The organism is Acidipropionibacterium jensenii (assembly GCF_005890135.1).
Lineage (GTDB): Bacteria > Actinomycetota > Actinomycetes > Propionibacteriales > Propionibacteriaceae > Acidipropionibacterium > Acidipropionibacterium jensenii.
In genome coordinates this window covers 194,847-220,138 of the sequence record NZ_CP040635.1, presented here as the reverse complement: position 1 = coordinate 220,138, position 25,292 = coordinate 194,847, and the positions used below count along the sequence as shown (strand labels likewise).

Annotated in this window: 20 protein-coding genes and 1 riboswitch; of the genes, 6 read left to right on the top strand and 14 right to left on the bottom strand. The window is 68.9% G+C overall.

Going from position 1 to position 25,292, the window contains the following annotated elements:
* Nucleotides 1-75 precede the first annotated feature (75 nt).
* Nucleotides 76-341, top strand: a riboswitch (cobalamin riboswitch).
* Between the two features lie 82 nt (nt 342-423).
* The 3 genes from mutA (at nt 424) to meaB (ending at nt 5,819) form a co-directional block, all read left to right on the top strand.
* Nucleotides 424-2,331: a methylmalonyl-CoA mutase small subunit gene (gene mutA, locus FEZ32_RS01005; protein WP_097799182.1), complete on the top strand. Its 1,908-nt coding sequence runs from the start codon at nt 424-426 to the stop codon at nt 2,329-2,331.
* Entirely contained in the window at nt 2,328-4,520 is a 2,193-nt protein-coding gene (gene scpA, locus FEZ32_RS01000) for a methylmalonyl-CoA mutase (RefSeq protein ID WP_138679689.1), read from the top strand. Before mutA ends, scpA begins: the two co-directional genes overlap by 4 nt.
* 270 nt (nt 4,521-4,790) lie before the next feature.
* Entirely contained in the window at nt 4,791-5,819 is a 1,029-nt protein-coding gene (meaB, locus tag FEZ32_RS00995) for a methylmalonyl Co-A mutase-associated GTPase MeaB (RefSeq protein ID WP_028702708.1), read from the top strand.
* Between the two features lie 82 nt (nt 5,820-5,901).
* On the opposite strand, the gene FEZ32_RS00990 is transcribed toward meaB, so the two are convergent.
* The 12 genes from FEZ32_RS00990 to FEZ32_RS00935 form a co-directional block, all read right to left on the bottom strand.
* The gene (locus tag FEZ32_RS00990) at nt 5,902-6,117 is read right to left on the bottom strand and encodes an RNA-binding S4 domain-containing protein (protein WP_028702709.1); all 216 of its coding nucleotides are present in this window, start codon (nt 6,115-6,117) and stop codon (nt 5,902-5,904) included.
* A gap of 163 nt (nt 6,118-6,280) precedes the next feature.
* The gene (locus tag FEZ32_RS00985) at nt 6,281-7,042 is read right to left on the bottom strand and encodes an amino acid ABC transporter ATP-binding protein (protein ID WP_138680804.1); all 762 of its coding nucleotides are present in this window, start codon (nt 7,040-7,042) and stop codon (nt 6,281-6,283) included.
* A gap of 56 nt (nt 7,043-7,098) precedes the next feature.
* Nucleotides 7,099-7,815 carry an amino acid ABC transporter permease gene (locus FEZ32_RS00980; protein WP_244937934.1) on the bottom strand — a complete coding sequence of 239 codons (717 nt, stop codon included), beginning with the start codon at nt 7,813-7,815 and terminating at the stop codon, nt 7,099-7,101.
* 230 nt (nt 7,816-8,045) lie between these two features.
* Complete coding sequence (locus FEZ32_RS00975) at nt 8,046-8,987, bottom strand: ABC transporter substrate-binding protein (protein ID WP_138679687.1); 942 nt, start codon at nt 8,985-8,987, stop codon at nt 8,046-8,048.
* Between the two features lie 43 nt (nt 8,988-9,030).
* Nucleotides 9,031-9,969 carry an ABC transporter substrate-binding protein gene (locus tag FEZ32_RS00970; RefSeq protein ID WP_138679686.1) on the bottom strand — a complete coding sequence of 313 codons (939 nt, stop codon included), beginning with the start codon at nt 9,967-9,969 and terminating at the stop codon, nt 9,031-9,033.
* 173 nt (nt 9,970-10,142) lie between these two features.
* The gene (locus tag FEZ32_RS00965; RefSeq protein WP_138679685.1) at nt 10,143-11,648 is read right to left on the bottom strand and encodes a permease prefix domain 1-containing protein; all 1,506 of its coding nucleotides are present in this window, start codon (nt 11,646-11,648) and stop codon (nt 10,143-10,145) included.
* A gap of 1 nt (nt 11,649) precedes the next feature.
* Complete coding sequence (locus FEZ32_RS00960; RefSeq protein ID WP_232020981.1) at nt 11,650-12,015, bottom strand: PadR family transcriptional regulator; 366 nt, start codon at nt 12,013-12,015, stop codon at nt 11,650-11,652.
* Nucleotides 12,016-12,134: 119 nt separating this feature from the next.
* Nucleotides 12,135-12,989 carry a metal ABC transporter permease gene (locus tag FEZ32_RS00955; protein ID WP_028702716.1) on the bottom strand — a complete coding sequence of 285 codons (855 nt, stop codon included), beginning with the start codon at nt 12,987-12,989 and terminating at the stop codon, nt 12,135-12,137.
* On the bottom strand, nt 12,982-13,851 hold the full coding sequence (locus FEZ32_RS00950) for a metal ABC transporter ATP-binding protein (RefSeq protein WP_097827597.1): 870 nt from the start codon (nt 13,849-13,851) through the stop codon (nt 12,982-12,984). Before FEZ32_RS00950 ends, FEZ32_RS00955 begins: the two co-directional genes overlap by 8 nt.
* A 99-nt stretch (nt 13,852-13,950) precedes the next feature.
* On the bottom strand, nt 13,951-14,874 hold the full coding sequence (locus FEZ32_RS00945) for a metal ABC transporter solute-binding protein, Zn/Mn family (protein ID WP_175415799.1): 924 nt from the start codon (nt 14,872-14,874) through the stop codon (nt 13,951-13,953).
* A gap of 167 nt (nt 14,875-15,041) precedes the next feature.
* On the bottom strand, nt 15,042-15,593 hold the full coding sequence (locus FEZ32_RS00940) for a cysteine hydrolase family protein (protein WP_138679683.1): 552 nt from the start codon (nt 15,591-15,593) through the stop codon (nt 15,042-15,044).
* Entirely contained in the window at nt 15,593-17,005 is a 1,413-nt protein-coding gene (locus FEZ32_RS00935; protein WP_244937880.1) for a purine-cytosine permease family protein, read from the bottom strand. Before FEZ32_RS00935 ends, FEZ32_RS00940 begins: the two co-directional genes overlap by 1 nt.
* 297 nt (nt 17,006-17,302) lie before the next feature.
* On the opposite strand from FEZ32_RS00935, the gene FEZ32_RS00930 reads away from it, so the two are divergent.
* Nucleotides 17,303-20,845, top strand: a complete 3,543-nt coding sequence (locus tag FEZ32_RS00930; protein ID WP_138679681.1) for a bifunctional proline dehydrogenase/L-glutamate gamma-semialdehyde dehydrogenase — start codon at nt 17,303-17,305, stop codon at nt 20,843-20,845.
* Between the two features lie 3 nt (nt 20,846-20,848).
* Here the strand turns inward: FEZ32_RS00930 and FEZ32_RS00925 are convergent, their stop codons facing one another.
* Nucleotides 20,849-21,916 carry a zinc-binding dehydrogenase gene (locus tag FEZ32_RS00925; RefSeq protein WP_097799172.1) on the bottom strand — a complete coding sequence of 356 codons (1,068 nt, stop codon included), beginning with the start codon at nt 21,914-21,916 and terminating at the stop codon, nt 20,849-20,851.
* A gap of 192 nt (nt 21,917-22,108) precedes the next feature.
* Between FEZ32_RS00925 and FEZ32_RS00920 the strand changes: the two genes are divergently transcribed.
* On the top strand, nt 22,109-23,809 hold the full coding sequence (locus tag FEZ32_RS00920) for a dihydroxyacetone kinase family protein (RefSeq protein ID WP_138679680.1): 1,701 nt from the start codon (nt 22,109-22,111) through the stop codon (nt 23,807-23,809).
* Between the two features lie 7 nt (nt 23,810-23,816).
* On the opposite strand, the gene FEZ32_RS00915 is transcribed toward FEZ32_RS00920, so the two are convergent.
* Nucleotides 23,817-24,320, bottom strand: a complete 504-nt coding sequence (locus tag FEZ32_RS00915) for a phosphoribosyltransferase (RefSeq protein WP_028702727.1) — start codon at nt 24,318-24,320, stop codon at nt 23,817-23,819.
* 81 nt (nt 24,321-24,401) lie between these two features.
* On the opposite strand from FEZ32_RS00915, the gene FEZ32_RS00910 reads away from it, so the two are divergent.
* Nucleotides 24,402-25,232, top strand: coding sequence for a DeoR/GlpR family DNA-binding transcription regulator (locus FEZ32_RS00910; protein WP_138679679.1), 831 nt, complete (start codon nt 24,402-24,404; stop codon nt 25,230-25,232).
* The last annotated feature ends 60 nt before the right edge of the window (nt 25,233-25,292 follow it).

Here is a 25,292-nt window from a genome sequence, read left to right as displayed (position 1 = left end):
TCCGCCGGCCCGCGCGCACGGGTCCCGAGGGGCCGCCCCACAGGGGCACCCCGGCGGTGGCGGCGCAGGCCTTCCGGATACGATGGAGCTGCTGGTGCCGGAGCTGTCAACGCAGTTTCGGCCACAAGAGGGAAGCCGGTGGAATTCCGGCGCTGCCCCGCAGCGGTGAGTGGGAACGACATCACCATCGCCGCCGGGTCCGCGGTTCAGATCGCGGGCGTGACGGTGATCAAGCACTGGGCTCCGGTCCGGGAAGCGGTGACGTAGGACCTGCCGTCGGCCTGGTGCCGATGGGCGGGGTGCCCACAAGTCCGAATACCTGCCAGCACGTCTTCGCACCGCCGCGTGCGATGCGGTACCGCGGGCCTCGAGGGGAGGTCTTCGGCACATGTCCATCCACAGCGGAGCAGGAGTCTGCAGAGTATGACTGATCCCGACAACCCCGGCGAGTCGGCAGTGTCCGACGTTCCCGAGGCGCTCACCCTGGCCGGCGATTTCCCGGCCCCCTCCCAGGAGCAGTGGGAGAAAGAGGTGGCCAAGGTTTTCAACCGTGGTCGCCCCGAGGGCAAGCAGCTCACCTTTGCGCAGTCGTTGAAGCGCATGGAGCCCACCACCGTCGACGGTGTGCAGTTCGAGCCGATGTACACCAGGGATGACGCCCCCGAGAGTCTCGGTGCTCCCGGCGTCGCCCCGTTCAGGCGCGGCACCACCATCAAGACCGGTGACATCGACGCGTGGGATGTTCGCTCCCTCCACGAGGATCCCGACACCGATTTCACCCGCAAGGCGATCATCGCCGACCTCGAGCGCGGCGTCACCTCCATCTGGCTGCGCGTCGGAGCCGACGCCATCAAGCCCGAGGACATCGCCGGAGATCTCAAGGACGTGCTGCTGAACCTGGCCAAGGTCGAGGTCTCCAGCCGCGACGACCAGGCCGCTGCGGCCAATGCCCTCCTCGATATCTACGCCTCCTCGGACCTGGCGCCCGAGGAGCTGTCCTTCAACTTGGGGATCGACCCGATCGGTTTCGCCGCCCTCAACGGCGGGAAGGCCGACCTGTCGGGGCTCGCCGGCTGGGTCGAGAAGACCAAGCCCTACAAGAACTCGCGGGCCCTGGTGGCCGACGGGACCATCTATCACAACGCCGGTGCTGGCGACGTCGCCGAGCTCGCCTGGGTGATCGCCACCGCCGTCGAGTACGTGCGCGCCCTCGTCGAGCAGGGAGTCTCCGCCACCGACGCCTTCGACGCGATCAACTTCCGCGTCACCGCCACCCACGACCAGTTCCTCACCATCGCCCGGCTGCGTGCCCTGCGTGTGCTGTGGAACCGGATCGGTGAGGTCTTCGAGGTTCCCGAGGATCACCGCGGCGCCCGTCAGCAGGCCGTCAGCAGCTGGCGTGAGCTCACCCGCGACGATCCCTTCGTCAACATCCTGCGCGGCACGATCTCCACCTTCGGTGCAGCTGTCGGCGGCGCCGAGGCGATCACCACGCTCCCCTTCGACGGAGCCATCGGCCTGCCGAAGAACCAGTTCACCCGACGGATCGCCCGCAACACCGGCATCGTGCTGTCCGAGGAGTGCAACATCGGGCGGGTCAACGACCCGGCAGGTGGCTCCTTCTACGTCGAGTCGCTCACCAAGACCCTCGCCGAGGCGGCCTGGAGCAAGTTCCAGGAGGTGGAGGCGGCCGGTGGTTTCGCCGCCTACCTCGCCAGCGGAAAGGTCGTCGAGGAGCTCGACGGCCTGAACGCCGAGCGGGCCAAGCGCCTGGCCACCCGCAAGCAGCCCATCACCGCCGTCTCGGAGTTCCCGATGATCGGGGCCCGTTCGGTGGAGGCCAAGCCCTTCCCGGACGCCCCTGAGCGCAAGGGACTGGCCTGGCACCGCGACTCCGAGGTCTTCGAGGCCCTGGTCGACCGGGCCGGCAAGGCCGCCGAGCGCCCGAAGGTGTTCCTGGCCTGCCTGGGCACCCGGCGCGACTTCGGCGCCCGCGAGGGCTTCTCGGCCCCGATGTGGCACATCGCCGGCATCGAGACCCCCGAGGTCGAGGGCGGTTCCCTCGAGGAGGTCGTCGCAGCGTTCAAGGCCTCCGGGTCCACCGTTGCCGACCTGTGCTCGAACAAGAAGGTGTACGCCGCCCAGGGCCTGGCAGCCGTCAAGGCACTCAAGGAGGCGGGCGCCAAGAAGGTCTACCTGTCTGGCGCCTTCAAGGAATTCGGCGATGACGCCGCGGAGGCCGAGCAGGTCTTCGACGGTCGGGTCGCCATGGGGATGGACGTCGTCTCGGTCCTCTCCGACACTCTGGACACGTTGGGAGTTGCCAAGTGAGCACCCTGCCCCGTTTTGATTCCGTCAATCTCGGCGACGCGAAGGTTCCTGCCGATGCGCAGAAGCGGTTCGCCGAACTTGCCGAAGCAGCAGGCGAGCACGAGCCGTGGATGACCCCGGAGCAGATTCCGGTCGGTCACCTGTACAGCGAGGACGTCTACAAGGACATGGACTGGCTCGGCACCTACGCCGGGATCCCGCCCTACGTCCACGGCCCCTACGCCACGATGTACGCCTTCCGCCCCTGGACGATCCGTCAGTACGCCGGATTCTCCACCGCCAAGGAGTCCAACGCCTTCTACCGCCGCAACCTGGCGGCCGGCCAGAAGGGCCTGTCGGTGGCCTTCGACCTGCCGACCCACCGTGGTTACGACTCCGACAACCCGCGCGTCCCCGGTGACGTCGGCATGGCCGGTGTGGCCGTCGACTCCATCAAGGACATGGAGGAGCTGTTCGCCGGCATCCCGCTGGACCAGATGAGCGTCTCGATGACGATGAACGGCGCCGTGCTGCCGATCCTCGCCCTCTATGTGGTGGCCGCCGAGCGGCAGGGCGTCAAGCCCGAGCAGCTCGCCGGAACGATCCAGAACGACATCCTCAAGGAGTTCATGGTTCGTAACACCTACATCTACCCGCCGCAGCCGTCGATGCGGATCATCGCCGACATCTTCGCCTTCACCAGCGCGAACATGCCGAAGTGGAACTCCATCTCGATCTCCGGCTACCACATGCAGGAGGCCGGCGCGACCGCCGACATCGAGATGGCCTACACCCTGGCCGACGGCGTCGACTACATCCGCGCCGGTGAGAACGTCGGCCTCAAGGTCGACCAGTTCGCGCCGCGGCTGTCCTTCTTCTGGGCCATCGGGACGAACTTCTACATGGAGGTCGCCAAGATGCGCGCGGCCCGGATGCTGTGGGCCAAGCTGGTCCACCAGTTCGGACCGAAGAACCCCAAGTCGATGAGCCTGCGGACCCACTCGCAGACCTCCGGCTGGTCGCTTACCGCCCAGGACGTCTACAACAACGTCGTCCGCACCTGTGTCGAGGCGATGGCGGCCACCCAGGGTCACACCCAGTCCCTGCACACCAACTCGCTGGACGAGGCCATCGCGCTGCCGACCGACTTCTCGGCCCGCATCGCCCGAGGCACCCAGCAGTTCCTGCAGCAGGAGTCGGGCACCTGCCGGGTGATCGACCCGTGGAGCGGTTCGGCCTATGTCGAGAAGCTCACCCTGGAACTGGCCCGCAAGGCATGGGGTCACATCCAGGAGGTCGAGGCCGCCGGCGGTATGGCCAAGGCCATCGAGAAGGGCATCCCGAAGATGAGGATCGAGGAGGCTGCGGCTCGTACCCAGGCCCGCCTCGACTCCGGTCGTCAGCCCCTGATCGGCGTCAACAAGTACCAGCTCGACGAGGAGGAGCCCCTCGAGGTCCTCAAGGTCGACAACTCCCAGGTGCTGGCCGAGCAGAAGGCCAAGCTGGAGTCGCTGCGTGCCGACCGCGACGAGGCCGCCACCCAGGCAGCCCTCGAGAAGCTCACCTGGGCCGCCGCGAACCCCGACCCGACCGATCCCGACCGCAACCTGCTCAAGCTGTCCATCGAGGCCGGGCGCGCCAACGCCACCCTGGGCGAGATGAGCGACGCGATGGAGAAGGTTTTCGGGCGCTACACCGCGCAGATCCGTACCATATCCGGTGTGTACAGCAAGGCATCGGGTTCCTCTGAGACCACCAAGATGGTCCAGAGCATGGTCAAGGAGTTCGAGGAGAAGGAGGGCCGTCGCCCCCGTATCCTCATCGCGAAGATGGGCCAGGACGGCCACGACCGCGGTCAGAAGGTCGTTGCGACGGCCTATGCCGACCTCGGCATGGACGTCGATGTCGGCCCGCTCTTCCAGACTCCTGAGGAGACGGCCCGTCAGGCTGTCGAGGGTGATGTCCACGTCGTGGGCGTCTCCTCGCTGGCTGCCGGCCACCTCACCCTGGTGCCTGCGCTGCGCGACGAGCTGGCCAAGCTCGGCCGGTCCGACATCATGATCGTGGTGGGAGGGGTCATCCCGACCCAGGACTTCCAGGAGCTCAAGGATGACGGCGCTGCCGCGATCTACCCTCCGGGCACCAACATCCCGGAGGCCGCTGTCGACCTGATGAAGCACCTGCTGGACAGGGTTGACGCGGACAAGTGATCGGCTGACCGGGGCGCGGTCCCGGCACCACCGGTCCTGAGTGCGACACGACGAGACGGCCGGCTCCGGGAGAGATCCCGGAGCCGGCCGTCTCGTCGCACCGGGGCCCTGCCGGTCGTGGTCCCCGGCGCTGCGGCATCTGGACGGGTTCAGGCCCGACCGGACATGTGCGCGAACCGATCAGCCCCATGAACGACCTCGTGGGTGAACGACCCGGTGGGTGAACGATACGGTGGGGGGAGTGTCCCCAAGGATGGAGGAACTGGCCCGATGAAGATCGACGTACCGGAACTGGTCAAGCAGGTGCTTGCCGGCGACCGGATGCACATAGCTCGCGCTCTCACCCTGGTCGAGTCCAGCAGACCCGACCACCGGGAGAAGGCCCACGAGATGCTGCGGCTGCTGGCCCCGCACACCGGCAATGCGATCCGGGTCGGCATCTCCGGCGTCCCGGGGGCGGGCAAGTCCACCTTCATCAACAAGATGGGCTGCAAGCTCATCGATGAGTACCACCACAAGATCGCCGTCCTGGCGGTGGACCCCTCCTCCAGCCGCACCGGCGGATCGATCCTGGGCGACCGCACCAGGATGGGTGACCTGGCCAACCGCGACGAGGCCTTCGTGCGCCCGTCCCCCTCGGGAGGACACCTCGGCGGGGTGGCCAGGGCCACCCGTGAGGCGATGATCGTGATGGAGGCCGCCGGATACGGGGTCGTCATCATCGAGACGGTCGGCGTGGGCCAGTCCGAGGTCGCGGTGGCCGGGATGGTCGACACCTTCCTGATGCTGGCCGTGACCGGCACCGGGGACCAGCTGCAGGGGATCAAGAAGGGCATTCTCGAGCTCGCCGACGTGGTGGCCGTCAACAAGGCCGACGGCGACAACGCCGGAAATGCCCGCGTCTCGGCCCGCGACCTGTCGATCGCGATGAAGCTGGTCTCCTCGGACGCCGACAAGCGTCGGGTCCCGGTGCTCACCTGCTCGGCCTACACCGGGTCGGGGCTGGACGACGTCTGGCAGGCGGTGCTGGACCATCGCGCCTACCTGGAGAAGGACGGATCCCTCACCCGCCGCCGGATCTCCCAGCAGCGCGAGTGGCTGTGGAACATGGTCGAGAACGAGGTCCTCGAGTCGCTGAGAACCGACCGGACGATCCAGGCCGCCGCCGAGTCCATCGAGGCGGGGCTGGGCACCGAGGCCACCAACGCCCTGGACGGTGCCTCACAGATCCTTCAGCTGTTCGCCAAGCGGGTCCCGGACATGTCCTGGGCCCACGGCGAGATGCACGCCGGCAGCTGAGCCCGGTCCGCCGGGCGGCCGCCGGGTACTCCACCGGGGGAGCGGGGCTCCCCGCCGGCCCGGGGTTCAGCTGCGGGCCGGGTCACCAGGGGACGTCGATCTCTCCCAGCTCCACCGTCTGGTGGACCTCCTGGTCGCCGCTTCGCACCGCGACGTCGTCGCCGGGATGGAGCTGGCGGCCGCGCCGGGTCTCCTGCTCCCCGTTGACATAGACCAGACCCTCGGCGATCAGCTCCCGGGCCCGGCCCCCCGTCTCGGCCAGATTGGCGAACTTGAGGAACTGTCCCAACCGGATCATGTCGTCGCGCACCACCCCCTCAGTCTCCCACAGTGCCGAGAAGGCCCCACAGTGCCGAGACGGCCGCGTCGCGTGGTCCCTGTGACCATGCGACGCGGCCTTCACGATGACCCGCCCGGATTCACGGGGTCGCGACCCCGTGCGCCGATGACCTGGTAGGGGCCTACAGGACCGACCGGAGGAAGTCCTGGAGGCGCGGGGACTGCGGATGATCGATGACCTGGTCGGGCGGGCCGGACTCCACGACCACCCCGTCGGCCATGAAGACCACCTGATCAGCCACCTCCCGCGCGAAGCCGAGCTCGTGGGTGACGACCACCATCGTCATCCCGGAACGCGCCAGATCCTTGATGACGGCCAGCACCTCGCCGACCAGCTCCGGGTCGAGGGCCGAGGTGGGCTCGTCGAAGAGCATCAGCTCCGGGTCCATCGCCATCGCCCGGGCGATCGCCACCCGCTGCTGCTGGCCGCCCGACAGCTCCGAGGGGTAGTGGCTGGCCCGGTCGGCCATCCCGACCCTCTCCAGGAGATCCACGGCCCGGGTGCGGGCCTGGGCGCTCGGCACCCCGGCGACGTGAATCGGAGCCTCCATGACGTTCTGGAGGGCGGTCATGTGGGGGAACAGGTTGAACCGCTGGAAGACCATCCCCAACCGGGCCCGCTGGGCGGCGATCTGACGCTCGGTGAGCCGGGCCAGGCGGCCGTCTGGCAGTGCCTTCTCGGCGAACCCGACACGCTCTCCGCCGATCCGGATCTCGCCGGCCTCGAAGGTCTCCAGCTGGTTGATGCAGCGCAGCAGGGTGGACTTTCCGGATCCTGAGGGTCCCAGCAGCACGCACACCTCGCCGGCGCTGACATTCAGGTTGATCCCCTTGAGGATGTGCAGGGCGCCGAACTCCTTGTGGAGGTCGGTGATCGCCACCATCGGGGAGCCCAGCGGCGGACGCTGCTGGGAGCCGCCCGTGGTCGACATCGTGGTACTCACTGCTCGACCTCCAGTGACGGGTTGGTGCGGGCGGTGCCGGCGGCGTTGATGGCCGCCTGCCGGTTGCGCCGTTTGGAGCCGCCGGTGGTGAAGCCGCGGCCGTAGTAGCGCTCGAGGTAGTGCTGCCCCACCATCAGCACGCTGGTCATCACCAGGTACCAGAAGGCCGCCACGATGAGCAGCGGGATCGGCGCGTAGATCCGGTTGGCGATGGCATTGGTGGCGAACTGCAGATCCAGGGTGAACGGCACCGCCAGCACCAGGGAGGTGGTCTTCAGCATGCCGATCGTCTCATTGCCCAGCGGCGGGATTATCACCCGCATCGCCTGGGGGATGATGATCCGCCGCAGGATGAGGGAGGGCTTCATGCCCAGGGCCTTGGCCGCCTCGGGCTGGCCGGAATCGACCGACTCCAGCCCTGAGCGGATGATCTCGGCGAGGTAGGCGCCCTCGTTGAGTCCCAGGCCGATGACCGCGGCCGCGAAGGCCCCGATCAGCTTGCCGGTCTCGAAGGTGATGAACTGCGGGCCGAAGGGGATGCCGATTCCCAGGACCGGGTAGAGCACCGCGACCAGCCCCCAGAAGATCAGCTGGGTGTAGACCGGGATGCCTCGGAAGATGAAGATGTAGGCCCACGAGACGCCCCGCAGGACGGGGTTGGACGCGGTCCTCATGATCGCCATCACGAGGGCCAGGACGGTGCCCAGGATCATCGAGCAGACGGTCAGCAGCAGGGTGTAGCCGATACCTTCGATCACCTTGACGTCGCGCAGGTACATCCAGACGATCGGCCACTTGAAGTTCGTGTTGGTAATCAGTCCGTGGATCAGCATCAGCGCGAGCACCGCGACGATGATCGCGGCGACGACGGTTCCCGGGTGAAAGACCTCTTTCGCCTGGATCCGGTTGGGGATCCGGGCGTGTTCCTGGTGTGCCATCGTGATCACTTCACCGCGGGGTTGATCTCGGACTTCGCGATCATTCCGCTCTCATTGCCCCAGGTGGCGAGGATCTTCTTCATGGTCCCGTCGTCGATGAGCTTCTGGGTCGCGGCCTGGACGGCCTTGGACAGCCCGCCGTCGTTCTTGGCGGTGACCACCCCGAAGGGCTCGGCGTCGGTGATCCCGCCGAGCTGCTCGAGGGCGCCGTTGGTCTGCTCGATCGCGTAGGCGATGATCATCGAGTCGGCGTAGGTGACGTCGGCCTTGCCGCCGATGACATTGGTGGTGGCATCGGTCTGCGCCTTGTAGGACAGCACATTGGTCTCCTTCTTGCCGGAGGCCTTGCAGGCGGTGGACTGCTTCTGGGCGTCGGCCTCCTCGGAGGTACCGGTCTCCACGGCGACGGTGACCCCGCACAGGGAGTCGGCCGGGACCTCCTTCGGATTGCCCTTGAGGACCGCCTTGGCCATCCCTGCGGTGAAGTAGGAGACCAGATTGACCTGCTTCTCGCGCTCGGCGGTGATGGTGAAGGACGACACCGACATGTCGTACTTGGGGCCGACTGCGGGGATCAGGGTGTCGAAGGTGGCATTGGTGAAGGTCACGTTGACCCCCATCAGCTTGCCCATCGCCTTCGCGTAGTCGACGTCGTAGCCGATGATCGTCTTGCCGTCGGCGTCGATGAACTCGGCCGGGGCGTAGCTCGAATCGGTGCCGATGGTGATGGTGCCCTTGCTGGCGATCGACGCCGGAACGAGCTTGGCGATCGCGTCGTCCTTCTGGATCGAGTCGATGAGAGCCTTGTTGGAGGGGGTGGACGCCGAGCCCGAGGCGCTGCCCGGTCCGGTGGTCGAGGAGTCGGAGGCGTTGGTGCATCCGGTCAGTGCCATCGCCGCTGCGACGACGACGGCTGCCAGAGTGCGGGGAAATGTGAGTGTGCCCATGAGAACTTCCTGATCGTCGTGCGATGTGCCGTGTGGGAGGGGCTTACTTGACGCTGGGGTTGATCTCGGACTTCGTGATCATTCCGCCCTCGTTGCCCCAGGTGGCGAGGATCTTCTTCATGGTCCCGTCGTCGATGAGCTTCTGGGTCGCGGCCTGGACGGCCTTGGACAGCCCGCCGTCATTCTTGGCGGTCGCCACCCCGAACAGGGCGGCGTCGGTGATCCCGCCGAGCTGCTCGAGCGTGCCGTTGGTCTGCTTGATGGAGTAGGCGATGATCATCGAGTCGCCGAAGGAGACATCGGCCTTGCCGCCGATGACATTGGTGGTGGCCTCCGGCAGAGTCTTGTAGGAGAGGATGTTGGCCGGCTTCTTGCCGGCACTGGTGCACTCCTTGGACTGCTTCTGGGCCGAGTCGTCCTCGGAGGTGCCCGTCGAGACGGCGACGGTGACCCCGCACAGCGAGTCGGCCGGGACCTTCTTCGGGTTGCCCTTGAGGACCGCCTTGGACATGCCCGCGGTGAAGTAGGAGACGAGATTGACCTGCTTCTCGCGCTCGGCGGTGATGGTGAAGGCGGAGATCCCCATGTCGTACTTGGAGCCGATCGAGGGGAGCAGGGTGTCGAAGGTGGCATTGGAGGGGGCCACCTTGACCCCCATCAGCTTGCCCATCGCCCTGGCGTAGTCGATGTCGTAGCCGATGATCGTCTTGCCGTCGGTGTCGGCGAACTCGGCCGGGGCGTAGTCGGCGCTGGAGCCGATCGTGATGGTGCCCTTGCTGGCGATCGATGCGGGGACCAGCTTGGCGATCGCGTCGTCCTTCTGGATCGAGTTGATGAGGGCGTCATTGGCCTTGGCCATGCTGGAGGAGGTGGCGCTCGGACCCGAACCGCCGGACTCCTGCTGGGATGCATTGGTGCATCCGGAGAGGGCCAGGGCGAGAACGACCAGGCCGGTGGGGGCGAGGCGGGTGAGCTTGTTCATGGAACTTCCTTGGGAGGGGGCGCCGGTCGACGCCGCTGAACACATAATTATGCATCAACGCGAATATTTGCAACTCGGCACGGGTGATGTCACCAAACTGCAACACACAGGGTGCAGCACGCGGTCGCGTGGGCGTGCGGCAACACGCGGACGCCGGCAGATGGATCGGGGCCTCAGATCCATCCGAACAGCGGCGGGAACGCCAGGGCGACGACCAGCGCCCAGATCCCGAATGCGGGGACGGCGACGCACTGCCAGCGCTCGAGCCTGGTGGAGGCGGCGACCGCGCGGTCTCGACGTCCCAGACAGATCCGCAGGTACCACCACCCGGAGACTGACAGATGGGCCAGCAGCAGGACGTTGCAGCCCAGCCCGGCGATCTTGTTCGGGGACGGCCCCCACTCCGCCAGCCGCCCAGCCATCGCCCACAGCATCACCAGGTCGACCGCCAGGGACACCACGATCAGGCCCAGCTGCATCCAGTCCAGCGCGGGGCTGCGCCGCTCCGAGCTGCGCGCGGACACCGTGAACAGCACGATCGCGGCGACCGCGATGAGGACGGCGTCGAAGATGATGAGGACATTGCGGTCGGTGGTGACCGGATTGCCGGTGACCACCAGCACGACCAGGAAGACCAGCAGGGCCAGCCCCAGCAGGGGGGTGAACACGGCGGTGAGCACCGGTGCCATGTTCTCGATCACCGACTTCTTGTGCTCGACCAGCCAGGCGCACACGATGACGGCCCCGGCGGCCCCCATCGGCAGCACCCAGCCGAGCACGTCGTCGATGGTCGACATGGGAATGTCGATCGCCCTGAAGATGGCGACCACGACCCCGGTCAGCGCCCCGCCGCTCAGGGCGATGAGGACGTAGTAGAGGGCGGCCTCGCCCAGGAACCGCACCCAGTCCATCCATGCTCCCAGGTGTCGCCACCGCGGACCCAGGTAGGCGATCGCCGTCACCGCCACCAGGGCGATGGGCAGATGGATCGCGGTGAGCCAGAAGGTCTGGCCGTGTGCCCCGGCGGGAAAGACGTTGACCAGGACCGCCGAGCCGGCGAAGACCGCCAGCAGGGTGGCGATCCCGCCGATCCCGCCGATCCGCTGGATCCGCCCGGTTGCGGGGGTGCGGGTCCGCCAGTGTCCGAGCAGGAGGAGGCAGATGAGCGGCGGCAGGACCAGCAGACCGATGTTGCGCGGGTAGAACCGCGCGCCGGTGGCGTCGTCGAGGAGAGCCATCGGCAGTCGTGCGGCCAGGCCCGCGATGACGGCCAGCAGGAGGGCCGGGAGCAGGCTGACCAGCTGTCGGCGGGCGGATCTGCCGCCGGGTGCCGGATCCGTGGAGGACGCGGCCGACTGCTCGTCGGCGCCCAGCACGAGCTGTCTCCACAGCCGGTCGGGGTGGACCCGGGTGAACTCCCGGCCGACCTCGTCGCGGGGGCCGATCCGCTTGACGGCGATGAGGAAGGCCTCGTCGGGGGTCAGTCCCAGGGCCCGCAGGTCGGCGGTCTCGGCCTCGAGGTGATCGGTGAGCTCGTCGACGTCGTCGGCGCTGATCCCGGGCCGCCCGCTCATCAGCCGGCGCCACTGGGCGAGATTCTCGGCGATGTCGTGCCCGACCGTGGCGCCGACTGTGAGGTCGTTCGAGGGGCCGTCCGAGGAGCCGACGGTGGTCGCCATCTCAGATCCCCGCCGCGGGGATGGGGGAGTCGCCGGCCGCGGTGGGCAGTAGGACTCCGAGGGTGGAGATCACCAGCCGCCACTGGCAGACGTGGGTCTCGAGCTCGCTGCGTCCGGTCTCGGTGATGTCGTAGTACTTGCGACGGCGTCCCTCCGGCGAGACTCCCCACCGCGACGAGATGAGCCCCTGCTGCTCCAGACGGTGAAGCAGCGGGTAGAGCATCCCCTCCTTCCACTCCAGCTGACCGCCGGAGGCCTCGGCGATGCGTCTGAGCAGCGAGTAGCCGTAGTCCTGCCCGTGGCTCAGCACCCCGAGGACGATCGGGGTCGCCGAGGCGGCGACCAGCTCCTTGGAGACCTGCATCATTACCTCACAGTCCTAGGTATCAGATCTCCTGAAGCCTAGCACCGTGAGGTAACCCGTCGGCACGGTGAGGGACCGGCACCGTGAGGCAACCGGTCAGCACCTGGTGGGAGGCGGTGGACTCAGCCGCGCCTCGACCAGCCGAGCCGGCGTCTCAGGGCGCCGATCGGCAGGCAGATGAGGTAGATCACGAAGCTGATGGTGGTGACATAGGGGCTGATCGGCAGGCCCGGCCCCAGGGAGAGCAGGATGCCTCCCACCGCCGCGGTGACCGCGAAGGCGATCGACAGCAGGGACAGTGTGGTGGGTCTGGCCGTCACCCGGGCGGCCGCCGCGGTCGGGGTGATGAGCAGGCTGAGCACCAGCAGGGCGCCGACCAGCTGGATGGCCATCGCGGTGGTGAGGCCGAGCAGCACCATGAAGACGATCGACAGGGTGCGCATCGGGACCCCGCGCGCCTTGGCCACCGCCGGATCGGCGGAGGCGAAGAACAGCGGTCGCCAGATCATCGCCAGGGCCAGTGCGACCAGTCCGGCGACCAGGCACAAGGTGGTGAGCTGGGTGCCGTCGACGGCGACGATCTGTCCGGTGAGCAGGCCGAACTTGTTGGACGAGCGTCCCTTGTAGAGGCTGAGGAAGAGCACCCCGATGCCCATCCCGAAGGGCAGCATGATGCCGATCGAGGCGTTGCGGTCCTTGGCGCGCACCCCCAGCAGGCCGAGGATCACGGCGGCGACCAGGGATCCGACGACGGCTCCGCTGGTGACGCTGAGGCCAAAGAACAGTGCGACCGAGGCTCCGGCGAAGGACAGCTCCGAGGTGCCGTGGACGGCGAATGCCAGATCGCGGGCGTGGATCATCGGGCCGATCAGTCCGGCCAGCACGCCGAGCACCACGCCGGCCAGGATGGACCCGCTGACCAGCGGGACCAGCTCGGTGAAATTGGTGAAGTTGAGGATGACGCTGATGTCAGTCACGGGTTCCTGCCTGGTGCTCTCCGTGTTCGTGGGGTCCGTGCTCCTCGTCGGCCAGCACGACGATCCGGTTGTTGCGCCGGAACACCTGGACCGGGGAGCCGTAGAGCTCGCTGAGGGTCTCCGAGCGCATCACCTCGTCGGGGGTGCCGACCAGCACCCGCCCGCCGGCCACATAGGCGACTCGGTCGATGTAGGGCAGCACCGGGTTGATCTCGTGGGTGACGAAGAGCACCCCGATCTCATGGGCCCGGCGCGCCTGGTCGATGAGGAGGGTGACCTCGTCCTGGTGGCGGATGTCCAGGCTCAGCAGCGGCTCGTCGCACAGCATCAGGGCCGGGTCGGTGACCAGGGCCTGGGCGATTCGCAGGCGCTGCTGCTCGCCTCCCGACAGCTGGGAGATAGGGGCCTCGGCGTAGGAGGTGGCGCCCACCTGCCTGATGGCGTCGTCGACCTTGCGGCGTCGCGCCCGGGAGGGCCATCGCGGACCCCAGCGGTGCCCGTCGACCCCCATCGTCACCAGGTCGCGGCCCCGGATGGGGGCCAGGGTGTCCATGGCGCGCTGCTGGGGGACGTAGCCGATGTCGGCCGAGCCCTTGGTGACCGGGTGGCCGGCGACCGTCGCGGTGCCGGCCGACAGGGGGATCTGGCCGAGCAGGACCCTCAGCATGGTGGTCTTGCCGGCGCCGTTGGGCCCCAGCACGGCGACGAACTCGCCGGTGTGGACCGTGAGGTCCACGTCATGCCACAGCACCCGGTCGCCGAAGGTCACCTCGGCACCCTTGAGCTGGGCGGCCTGGGAGCGGGTGTCCGGGTCCGACGGTTCGGTCCCGTGACCGGACGGAACGGGTGTCTGTGCGTCCATTGAGTCTCCAAAGCTGTCTGGGCCGCGGGAGACCCCGCGGCCCAGACGATGATGATATCGGGAGTTGTTCCCGGTCCGATCCCTCAGGATCGGATTACTTCACTTGGACAGTGCCTCGGAGATGTGGGTGATGGTGTCGCCGACGAACTGCGAGTAGCTGGTGACTCCCTCGGGGAAGGTCTCGGTGACGCCGACGTTCGGCACGTCCACCTTCTTGGCCGCGGCCTGGAGCTGCTTGGTGACGTCGTCGGAGGTCTGTCCGTTGACGACCAGCAGGCCCGCCTTCTTGGTGGTGAGGAGCTGAGTGGTCTCGTTGATCACCTTGACCGAGGGGCCGGCGTCGGTCTCGGCCTGCTCGACGAACTGCTCGGGGATGATGTTCTTGATCCCCATGTCGGTCAGCAGGTATCCGGCGACGGGCTCGGTGGCCACGGCGCTGAGATTCTTGTGGGCCGCTCCGGCGGTCTTGGCCCGCTCCTTGAGCTTGGCTATCTCGGAACCGAAGGACTGCGCGTTCTTGGTGTAGTCGGCGGCGTGGCTCGGGTCGGCCTTGCCCAGATCGGTGGCGACGACCTCGGCGACCTTGCGGGCGGTGTCCATCGAGTAGAAGACGTGCTCGTTGAACCCCTCCACCGAGGAGTTGAAGCCGGAGATCTTGACGGCGTCGACGAGGGTGGCGCTGCTGCCCTTGGCCAGGGTCGATGCCCAGTCGTCGTACCCGCCGCCGTTGACCAGGGCGATCTTCGCGTTGCTGAAGGTGAGCTTGTCCTTGGCGGTGGCCTCGTAGTCGTGCGGGTCCTGGGCGGGGCTGGTGATCACGGAGGTGACCTCGACGTGATCCCCGCCGACCGCCTCGGCGACCGATCCCCAGACGTTGGTGGAGGCGACGACCTTGACCTTGCCGGCAGCGGAGGAGCCGGAGCTCGCGGAGCCGGCGGCGTCAGCTGATCCATTGCCCGAGCAGGCCGCCAGACTCAGCGGCAGCGCAGCGACCGCCACGGTCGCCAGCACCCGGCGCGAGATGGAGTGTGTCAGGAAACGGGATGACATGTATGTCCTCAATTCGTGTTGTAACTGAAAACCATTATCAAGTCATCTCGACGCGGAGGCAAATCCGCGTCGTGGCGCGGGCCCAGCTGCGTCGTGGCGGCGGCCCGGGGGTGCGTGGTGCGCGCTGCCCGGGGCGGGGCTCAGCCGAGCAGGTCGGAGCTGGAGGTGATCTCGATCTGCGGGGAGTAGAGGCCAATCAGCCGCAGTGCCGCCGCCTGGTTCTCGGGTGTGGATCCGGCGCACCCGTCGGAGACCACCTGGACCCACGCCCCGGCGTCGGCCGCCGCCAGGGCCGTGGAGATGACGCAGCAGTCGGTGGCCACCCCGACCAGCGCCAGGTGAGGTGTCGGGCCGGTGATCCCGGCCAGCTGGGGGCCCCACTTGCCGAAGGTCGTGAGGTCCAGGCCGGGACGCCGCGACCAGCCGCGGGCGGCGTCGACCAGATCGAAACAGGGGTCATCGTCCGGACGGTCGGCGAAGCTCCAGCTGTCGAAGTAGTCCGCCCAGGCCCCCGGGTGCTCGCTGCCGGGCAGCCATCTGGTCACCAGCACCCGGTCTCCGAAGCGCTCGGACAGTCGGCCGATCGGCCCGACCACGGCCCCGAAGTCGTGGGCGCACCACGGCGAGGAGGGGTCGGCGAAGATCCGCTGGGGATCGATGACGACCAGCCAGGGCAGATCGGATCCGGACATCAGAACGACTCCTGGCGGCGGACCCGGGAGCGCCGGGCGAGGAAGGTCACCAGGAATCCCAGCACCAGGGCGGCGATGACCCCGATATTGGCCCACGCCCAGGAGCCCTCCCTGCCGCCCAGGCCCAACGGTCCGAGGAGGTATCCTTGCCAGTCGTTCCAGCCGACCCCGGGGTACTGGTTGATGACCAGACCCCAGCCGATCGCGGTGACCACGACGAGGGTGACCAGGGAGACCCAGTCCACCGCACCGTACCGACCCTCGGGGCGGAACAGATCTGCGTCGTCGTAGGTCCGGCGCCGCAGCGCGATGTCGGACATCATGATCCCCGCCCAGGCCGCCAGCGGAACTCCCAGGGTGACCAGGAAGGACTGGAAGGGGGAGATGAAGTTCGGGGAGAGGAAGACCACGTAGATGGTGCCGGCGGTGAGGATGACGCCGTCGATCAGGGACGCGGCGGGCCTCGGGATCCGGATCCCGAGGCTGAGCAGGGTGAGGCCGGAGGAGTAGATGCCGTTGATCGCCCCCGATAGCAGGGAGAGCACCGCCACCACCAGGAAGGGCACCAGGAACCAGGTCGGCAGGATCGTCGCGAGGGCGCCGACCGGGTCCACCTGGACGGCCTCGGACAGGTTCTTCGAGGAACCCGCCAGCAACAGGCCGAAGGTGATGAGGAAGACTGGTCCGAGGGACCCGCCGAAGGTGTTCCAGAACACGATCGAACCGCCCCGGGCCTCGCGGCTCTGGTAGCGCGACCAGTCGGCGGCGATGTTGACCCAGCCCAGCCCCATCCCCGTCATCACCATGGTCAGCGCCCCGACCACCGACTGCCAGGGTCCCGACGGGATGGCCGCGACGGCGTCCCAGTGGATCGCCCGCACCGCCATCACGAGGTAGATGATCGTCACGATGCCGGTGACCCAGGTGAGCACCGACTGCATCCTCATGATGATGTGATAGCCGGCCACCGCCCCCAGCACGATGAGCAGGGCGACGACGATCGCGGCGATGACCTTGACCGTGGTCCCGGAGCTCCAGCCGAGTCGGGAGAAGACCGTCGCGGTGGCCAGCACCGCGCTGATCGCCAGGGAGGTCTCCCAGCCGATCGAGGTGATCCAGGAGATGATGCCCGGAACCTTGTTGCCCTGCACCCCGAAAGCCGCCCGGGAGGCGACCATGGTCGGAGCCGAGCCGCGCTTGCCGGCGATCGCGATCACCCCGCAGAAGATGAAGGAGACGACGACTCCCAGCAGGGTGGCGACCGTCGCCTGCCAGAAGGAGATCCCGAAACCGAGCACGAATGCCCCGTAGGACATACCGAACACCGAGATGTTGGAGGCGAACCATGGCAGGAACAGATTGCGCGGCCTGGCGGTGCGCTCGGATTCCTCGATGATCTCAATCCCGGTCATCTCGATACTGATTCCAGGGTCCCGAGAGGGGAGTGGAGAGGAGGGCGGTGACGTCGGGGTGGGTGACTCGAATGTGGACATGGCCCCTCCTCGGAAAGATCTGCCGGCTGCTGCAGGACGAGCACATTGTGTCAGGGCGGGGCCCCGGCGTCTCCGCGGATCATGTGGCTGGAGTGTTGAAGGGTGGTTGGCTCAATACCCATCGTCATTCATCGCCTACGTCCTTCGGTGTGCGATCGTCGGTTGAGTTCACCCGAGGATCGAACACATACCGCCCGGCGGGACTATCGTCCCGTCATGGGCACCCACGGCACTGACCATGACGACCGCCACGACGAGAACCCCGAGGATTCCTGGAGCTCTGCCGGTCCCCGTCCGGCCGAACTCGCCGATGAGGCCGTCCAGCTCGCCCGTCGATGGGCCCTCGACAACTCTTCACAGCAGGGCCGCACCGGAGCCGTCGCACGGTGGCGCGGGATGCTCCCCCGGGACCGCGGCAGGGTCGCCGCGACCCTGCTCTCCCAGGTTCTGAGGGAACCCTCCGGGCTGCCCTTCACCGTGGAGTTCATCGACCGGGTGATGCGCCCCGAGGACCCTGGCACCGCCGCGGCGGCCCTGGCGCGACTGTCCCGCACCGACGCATCCTTCCTTCCCCCGGTCCTGCGCGCCGGGGTCCGGATGGCCGGCCGGACCGCCCCCCACGCCCCCCGCCTGGTGGTCGGCCTGGCCCGTGGCGTGCTGCGACAGATGGTCGGACACCTCATCATCGACGCCCGCCCCCGGGCACTCGGCCGCGCCCTGCGCCGACTGCGCAAGGACGGTGTGAGGCTCAATCTCAACCTGCTCGGCGAGGCGGTGCTCGGCGACCGGGAGGCCGCCGCCCGACTGGCCGGCACCAAGAGGCTGCTGGCCCGCGACGACGTCGACTACGTCTCGGTGAAGATCTCGGCGGTGGTCAACCAGCTGGACCTGTGGGCCCACGACGCCACCGTCCAGGAGGTCGCCGACCGGCTCGCACCGCTGTTTAGACTGGCCGCCCGCTCGGCCACCGCCAAGTTCATCAATCTCGACATGGAGGAGTACCACGACCTGGACCTCACCATCGACGTCTTCCAGAACCTGTTGGACCGTCCGGAGTTCCTGACCCTGGAGGCCGGCATCGTCCTGCAGGCCTACCTCCCCGACTCCCTGGCCGCCGCCCAGCGGCTCACCGCATGGGCCGACCGGCGCACCGCCCGCGGGGGAGCCGGCATCAAGATCCGGCTGGTCAAGGGAGCCAACCTGCCGATGGAGAAGGTCGACGCCGAGCTGCACGGCTGGGCCCAGGCTCCCTGGCACTCCAAGGTCGCCACCGACAGCAACTACCTGCGCGTCCTGGACTGGGCGCTGACCCCCGAGCGCACCCGATCGGTGCGCTACGGGGTGGCCGGCCACAACCTGTTCTCCATCGCCATGGCCAAGCTGCTGGCCGATCGGCGCGGGGTCGGCGACCGGGTCGAGTTCGAGATGCTGCTCGGGATGGTCCCCGACCAGGTCGAACGGGTCGGTGCCGATGTCGGCGGGGTTCTGCTGTACACCCCGGTCGTCCATCCCGACCACTTCGACGTCGCCATCTCCTACCTGGTGCGACGCCTCGAGGAGGGGGCCGCCGCCGAGAACTTCATGTCGGCGGTCTTCGAGCTCGGCCGCGACCCGGAACTGTTCGCCCGCGAGGAGGCCCGGTTCCGCGCCGCCCTCGACGGCCTCACCCGGACCGTTCCGGCGCCCCACCGGCACCAGGAGATCGACCGGGTGCCCGACCCGGCCGATGACTACCGTCCCAGTACCGACTCCGACCCGGCCCTGGCCCCGGTGCGCGAGTGGGCCGCCGAGGTGGCGGCGGTGATGGACCACTGCCGGCTGGGAGCCACCACGGTGGCCTCCCACCACCTCGCCAGCGTCGAGGAGGTCGACGACGCGGTCGCGACCGGCCTGGCCGCCCAGCCGGGCTGGAACGGTCTGGGCGCCGCCCGCCGTGCCGGGATCCTGCGGGAGGTGGCCGCCGAGTTCGCCCGACGTCGCGGGGACCTGCTGGCGCTCGCCGGCGCCGAGACCGGCAAGATCGTCGCCGAGGGGGATGTCGAGATCTCCGAGGCGATCGACTTCGCCACCTGGTACGCCGACCACGCGATCGGCCTGGAACAGGTGGACGGGGCGACCTTCACCCCGCCCCGGCTCACGGTGGTCGCCCCGCCGTGGAACTTCCCGCTGTCCATCACGGCCGGATCGGTGCTGGCCCCGCTGGCCGCCGGATCGGCGGTGCTGCTCAAGCCGGCCCCGCAGGCCCGACGCTGCGCCGCGGTGATCGCCGAGTGCCTCTGGCAGGCCGGGGTCCCGCGCGAGGTCCTCCAGCTGGGCGACGCCGCCGAGGACGAGGTGGGACGCCGACTCATCAGCCATCCCGACGTCGAGCGGGTCATCCTCACCGGGGCCCATGACACCGCGACGCTGTTCCGCTCCTGGCGCCACGACCTGCCACTGCTGGCCGAGACCAGCGGCAAGAACGCCATCATCGTCACCGAGAACGCCGACTACGACCTGGCCGCCGCAGACATCGTGCGCTCGGCCTTCGGCAACGCCGGCCAGAAGTGCTCGGCCGCCTCCCTGGTGATCCTGGTCGGTCAGGCCTACCGGTCCAAACGGCTGCGCCACCAGATCCTGGACGCCGCGGCCTCCCTGCGGCTCGGCGACTCCAGCGACCTGGCCACCCAGCTCGGGCCCCTCATCCAGCCCGCCGAGGGCAAACTCCTCGAGGGCCTCACCACCCTGGACCCCGGCCAGACCTGGGCCCTGAGACCCCGCCGGATCGACCCCTCGGGCCGGTTCTGGAGTCCCGGCGTGCGCGCCGGGGTGAGGCCGGGGGACCGCTACCACCTCACCGAGTACTTCGGCCCGATCACCGGCATCATGTCAGCCCCCGACCTGGCCACCGCCGTCTCCTACCAGAACGGCACCCCCTACGGCCTGACCGCCGGTATCCACTCGCTGGATCCCGCCGAGATCTCCTGGTGGCTGGACCACGTCCAGGCCGGAAATCTGTACATCAACCGCGGCATCACCGGCGCGATCGTGGGCCGTCAGCCCTTCGGCGGGTGGAAGAAGTCGGCGGTCGGCCCCGGCGCCAAGGCCGGCGGCCCGAACTATCTGGCCGTGCTCGGCTCCTGGGCTCCGGCCGAACCGAGGACCCCGGCCCCCGACGGCCCGCTGTCGCCGCGGGTCGAGCAGTTCCTCTCCCACATCGCCCATCGCCGGGCCGAGGCCGTCCGGGAGGGATGGCTGTGGGACGCCGCCCACCGCGACGCCGCCGCCTGGGCCCACGAGTTCGGCATCGCCCGGGACATCGGCGGTCTGATCCACGAGCGCGACGAGTTCCGCTACCGACCCGCCGCGACCCTGATCCGGATCGGCCCCGACGCCGATCTGAGTGACGCCGCCCGCGCCTGCAGCGCCGGCCTGCTGGCCGCCGGCCCGGTGCTCTCGGTGAGCCTCGACCCGCGGGTCGACCCGGTCCTGGCCAGTGCCCTGACCGCCCTCGGGGTGGTCTGCGATGTCGTCGCCCAGCCCGACTGGCTGGTCTCGATGGGCGCCCCCGGAGCCCCTCGCAGGGTCCGACTGATCGGCGCCGACCCCACCGAGGTCGCCGCGGCCACCGCGGGCGACCCCGATCTGGCGGTCTGGTCCTGGCCGGTCACCGCCGCACCCAGGGTGGAGCTGCTGGCCTTCCTGCGCGAGCAGTCGGTGTCCCTGACCGCCCACCGGTTCGGCACCCCGAGCGCCGAACTGGCCGAGCTGGCGATCTGAGGCTCAGCGTCGGGGGTCGATGGCGATCTTGATCCCCAGGTGGGACCGCACCGCATCGATCGCCTCGGGCCACTGGGACAGCCCGAAGGTGTGGGTGACGATCGGCGTCTCGTCGATCACACCGGCTGCCAGCAGCCGGACGGCGTCATGGACGTCGGCCCGTCGGGCGTTGGAGCCTCCGGAGACCGTCAGCTCCTGGTAGTGCACCGTGTTGGGGGTGAGAAGCGACTGGGAGTCCTTCGGGAATCCGGCGAACCAGCTCACCCGGCCACCGGGGGCCGCCAGCTCCAGGGAGGTCTCGGCCAGCTCCGTCCGCCCGATCGCGACCACCACCACATCGGCCCCCCAGCCGCCGGTGAGGTCGGCGACCCTGTCCGCGAGCTCCTCGGGCGCCACCCCGGTCGCTCCCAGTCCGCGGGCCACCGCGCGCCGCTCCTCGTGGCGGTCGCACAGGATCACCCGGGCCGCACCGCCGGCCAGGGCCAGCTGGGTGTGCAGCAGCCCGATCGGTCCGCCACCGATCACCACCACCGTCTCGCCCGGATTGACCCCGCCGTGCCGGTGGTGCCCGTTGAGCACGCAGGACAGCGGTTCGGCCAGGGCCAGCCGGACAGCGGGCAGCTCGGTGGGGGAGACGATGACATTTCCCCGTGCCACCGCCCGGGCCGGCACCAGCAGGTAGGGGGCCAGGCCCCCGTCGATCCCGTACCCGACCAGCTCGAGACCGCTGCACAGGTGCTCCCGACCGATCAGGCAGGCCCGGCAGCATCCGCACGAGACGACGATGGAGACCGTCGCCTGGCGTCCCACCACCAGATCGGCGCCGCCCGGTGAACCGGCCACCCCCTCGCCGATCGCGGCGATCCGGCCGGCCACCTCATGACCGAGGGTCGCCCCCGGCCTCACCCCGCTGGTCTTCTCCCCCGAGATGATGCGCAGGTCGGTGCCGCAGATGGTCGTCGCCTCCACCGCCAGCAGCACCTCGCCGGGTCCGGGGGAGGGGACCGGCTTGTCGACCAGGGCGACGTCGCCGGGGCCGCGCAGGGTGAGGGTGGGCATGGTTGAGGTCATCTCGGTGATCCTCCCGGTTGGCATGTCGCAGGCGCGGGAACGGACCGATGGTCCCGCTTGTTGATCCGAACTTCTCATGATTTGATGTGAAAAGGCTAGTCCTGAACGTGAAAAAACGACATGATCGGGATCGATCACAGCTGATCGGATCCCGGTTGCATGCTTCCTCCCCAGACAGAAGTGGAGACGTGGATGACCCGAGTACTCAACGACCCCGATGACTTCCCCGCCCAGGCGGTGGCCGGCCTGGCCAGTGCCTTCCCCCAGCACCTCAAGCCGGTCTTCGGCGGGGTGGCCAGGGCCACTGTCACCCGCCCCGGCAAGGTCGCCCTGGTGGTGGGAGGAGGGTCCGGCCACTACCCGGCCTTCGCCGGATGGGTCGGGCAGGGATTCGCCGATGGCGCGGTCTGCGGCAATATCTTCTCCTCCCCCTCGGGCGCGCAGGCCTACTCGGTGTGCAAGGCCGCCGACCGCGGCGCCGGGGTGCTCATCGGCTTCGGCAACTACGCCGGCGACGTCCTCCAGTTCGGCCAGGCGGCCGAGCGGCTCAAGAGCGAAGGGATCGACACCCGCTGCCTGCTGGTCACCGACGACATCGCCTCGGCCGGCCCCGACGACTTGTCCCGCCGTCGCGGCATCGCCGGGGACCTGCCGACCTTCAAGGTGACCGGTGCCGCCTGCGAGGCCGGTCTGGGCATCGACGAGGTGGTCGAGGTCTTCAACCGCGTCAACCACCGGACCCGGTCCTTCGGGGTGGCCTTCAAGGGCTGCACCCTGCCCGGCGCGGACCAGCCGCTGTTCCGGGTCGCCGAGGGCCGGATGGGCGTGGGGATGGGTATCCACGGCGAGCCCGGCATCCACGACGCGGATCTGGGCACCGCCGACGACCTGGCGCAGATGCTGGTCGACGGCCTGCTGGCCGACCGTCCCGAGGACGCCGGAGTCCGGGTGGTGCCGATCGTCAACGGGCTGGGCGACACCAAGTACGAGGAGCTCTTCGTCATCTGGAACGACATCCGCCGGCGCCTGGTCGAGGCCGGTCTGGAGGTCGTCGACCCCCAGGTCGGCGAGTTCGTCACCAGCCTCGACATGGCCGGACTGTCGCTGACCCTGGTGTGGCTCGACGAGGTCATCGAGCCGCTCTGGCTGGCCCCCTGCGACACCCCCGCCTACCGCCGCGGGGCGATCGGCGAGGTGGAGCTCGACACCGCCGAGCTGTCCCAGCAGGCGGAGGCGGTGACCGTCGCGACCCCCGGCAGCCCCGTCTCCCAGGAGGTGGCCGGCACGGTCGTCGGCGCCCTGGACCTGATGAGGTCGATGCTGGTCGAGCGCCAGGACGAGCTCGGACGGCTGGACTCGATCGCCGGGGACGGGGACCACGGCATCGGGATGGCCCGCGGATCGACCGCCGCCGTGCAGGCGGCCCGGGAGGTCGCTGCCGAGGGGGCCGGGGCGCTCACCACCCTGGCCGCCGCCGGGGCGGCCTGGTCGGAGCAGGCCGGCGGCACCTCGGGGGCACTGTGGGGGGCCGCACTCACGGCCTTCGGCTCGGCCCTGGGCGACGATCAGCCGTGCCGTCCGGAACTCGTGGTGCGGGCGGCCGGCGCCGCCCTGGAGGCGGTCACCCGGCTGGGCGGCGCCCAGCTCGGGGACAAGACGATGGTCGACGCCATGGAGCCCTTCGTGAGGACCCTCCAGGGGTCGACGGCCGACCTGCCCACCGCCTGGGGGGCAGCCGTGCTGGCCGCCGACCAGGGGGCGCGGTCGACCGCCGGCATCGTGGCCCGGCTGGGACGCTCCCGGCCCCTCGGCGAGAAGTCCCTGGGCACCCCGGATCCCGGGGCGGTCTCCTTCGTCGAGGTCGTGCGCGCCGTCGGCAGCGTGATCGGCTGAGGAGGTCTCAGTGAGCGGTGACCGGGGGCTTGGCACTCCAAGGGAAGACGATCCACCGGTCGACCGTCTTCCACTGGTAGTCCGGGTGGGCCACCGTGCCCGGCTTGGTGTAAAGCACCGCCGAGCGGACCTCGGCGCCGTAGCCGCTCAGCAGCTGGAGGACCAGCGCCAGGGTGCGCCCCGAGTCGGCGACGTCGTCGACAACCAGGATCCGCTTGCCCTTGATCGACGCGGTGTCGAGCATCGGGGCCAGCAGCACCGGGTCGGGCAGGGTCTGGTTGACGTCGGTGTAGAACTCGACGTTGACCGCATCGGTGAGCTTGACGCCCAGGGAGTAGGTGAGGGCACCGCCCAGCAGCATCCCTCCCCGGGCGATCGAGATGAGCACCTCGGGATGGAATCCGGAGTCGGCGATCTGCTGGGCGAGCTCCTCCTGGGCAGTCCCGAACCTGGACCAGGTGAGCACCTCCTTGTCGACGACGTCGGAGGAATCGGCATGATAAGCGGTCATAGGCACCACACTACCGAGATCGACGCACCTCTCCGGCCCCGCGACCACGGCCGCCGGACCGGTTCATGAAGGGATGGGACCATGCCCAGTAGTGCAACCGACCAGTCGGGCAGGCGCGGACAGGACGGCCCGCGGGGCCGCCAGTTGGCGATCGCCGAGACGGTGATCCGCAACGGCTCGATGAGCGTCGAGGACCTGGTGAGCCTCACCGGGGTCTCCGCGATGACGATCTACCGGGATCTGTCGGTGCTGGAGGACAGCGGCGTGCTCACCAGACATCGCGGCCAGGTGGTCGCGGTGGCCAGCGGGCTGCACGAGGCGGATGCCGACTTCCGACTGGAGCAGTCCTCGGCGGAGAAGCAGTCGGTGGCCGGCGAGGCCGCCACACTGGTCACCAGCGGCTGCTCGCTGATGCTCGACGACTCCACCTCGGGGGTCTGGCTGCTGCGCGCCCTGCCCGACATCAGCAATGTCACGGTGGTGACGAACTCTCTGCTGGTGGCCGACGAGGTGGCCGCCTGCCGTGGCGCGAAGCTGGTCGTCACCGGCGGGGAGTACCAGGCCTGGGCGCACTCCCTGATGGGGCCGACGGCGGTGCGGACCATCCGGTCGATGCACGCCGACCTGGTCTTCGTCTCAGCCTCGGGGATCTTCGAGATGGGCTGCTACCACCCCTACCAGGAGGTGGTCGAGGTCAAACGGGCGATGCTCGACTCCGCCGAGACCAGGGTGCTGCTGCTGGACCACACGAAGTTCAACCGACGCGCCCTGTTCAAGTTCGCCGACCTCCAGGAGTTCGACCACGTGGTGGTCGATGACAAGTCCTCCCCCGAGATGCTCAGCCACCTGCGGGAGACCGGCGTCCAGGTGAGCGTGGCCCCCTCGCCGGGCGGCGACGGCGGCCGCCGGTGAGCCGCCGGTCCCCGATCGCTCATAGTTCTCACACGTTTCATGGTGTTTTTGTCACTAACT

Coding starts and splice junctions, on each gene's coding strand:
- mutA (WP_097799182.1), top strand. CDS start 424: ATGACTGATCCCGACAACCCCGGCGAGTCGGCAGTGTCCGACGTTCCC.
- meaB (WP_028702708.1), top strand. CDS start 4,791: ATGAAGATCGACGTACCGGAACTGGTCAAGCAGGTGCTTGCCGGCGAC.
- FEZ32_RS00990 (WP_028702709.1), bottom strand. CDS start 6,117: ATGATCCGGTTGGGACAGTTCCTCAAGTTCGCCAATCTGGCCGAGACG.
- FEZ32_RS00985 (WP_138680804.1), bottom strand. CDS start 7,042: ATGGTGGCGATCACCGACCTCCACAAGGAGTTCGGCGCCCTGCACATC.
- FEZ32_RS00980 (WP_244937934.1), bottom strand. CDS start 7,815: ATGATCCTGGGCACCGTCCTGGCCCTCGTGATGGCGATCATGAGGACC.
- FEZ32_RS00975 (WP_138679687.1), bottom strand. CDS start 8,987: ATGGGCACACTCACATTTCCCCGCACTCTGGCAGCCGTCGTCGTCGCA.
- FEZ32_RS00970 (WP_138679686.1), bottom strand. CDS start 9,969: ATGAACAAGCTCACCCGCCTCGCCCCCACCGGCCTGGTCGTTCTCGCC.
- FEZ32_RS00965 (WP_138679685.1), bottom strand. CDS start 11,648: ATGGCGACCACCGTCGGCTCCTCGGACGGCCCCTCGAACGACCTCACA.
- FEZ32_RS00960 (WP_232020981.1), bottom strand. CDS start 12,015: ATGATGCAGGTCTCCAAGGAGCTGGTCGCCGCCTCGGCGACCCCGATC.
- FEZ32_RS00950 (WP_097827597.1), bottom strand. CDS start 13,851: ATGGACGCACAGACACCCGTTCCGTCCGGTCACGGGACCGAACCGTCG.
- FEZ32_RS00940 (WP_138679683.1), bottom strand. CDS start 15,593: ATGTCCGGATCCGATCTGCCCTGGCTGGTCGTCATCGATCCCCAGCGG.
- FEZ32_RS00935 (WP_244937880.1), bottom strand. CDS start 17,005: ATGACCGGGATTGAGATCATCGAGGAATCCGAGCGCACCGCCAGGCCG.
- FEZ32_RS00930 (WP_138679681.1), top strand. CDS start 17,303: ATGGGCACCCACGGCACTGACCATGACGACCGCCACGACGAGAACCCC.
- FEZ32_RS00925 (WP_097799172.1), bottom strand. CDS start 21,916: ATGACCTCAACCATGCCCACCCTCACCCTGCGCGGCCCCGGCGACGTC.
- FEZ32_RS00920 (WP_138679680.1), top strand. CDS start 22,109: ATGACCCGAGTACTCAACGACCCCGATGACTTCCCCGCCCAGGCGGTG.
- FEZ32_RS00915 (WP_028702727.1), bottom strand. CDS start 24,320: ATGACCGCTTATCATGCCGATTCCTCCGACGTCGTCGACAAGGAGGTG.
- FEZ32_RS00910 (WP_138679679.1), top strand. CDS start 24,402: ATGCCCAGTAGTGCAACCGACCAGTCGGGCAGGCGCGGACAGGACGGC.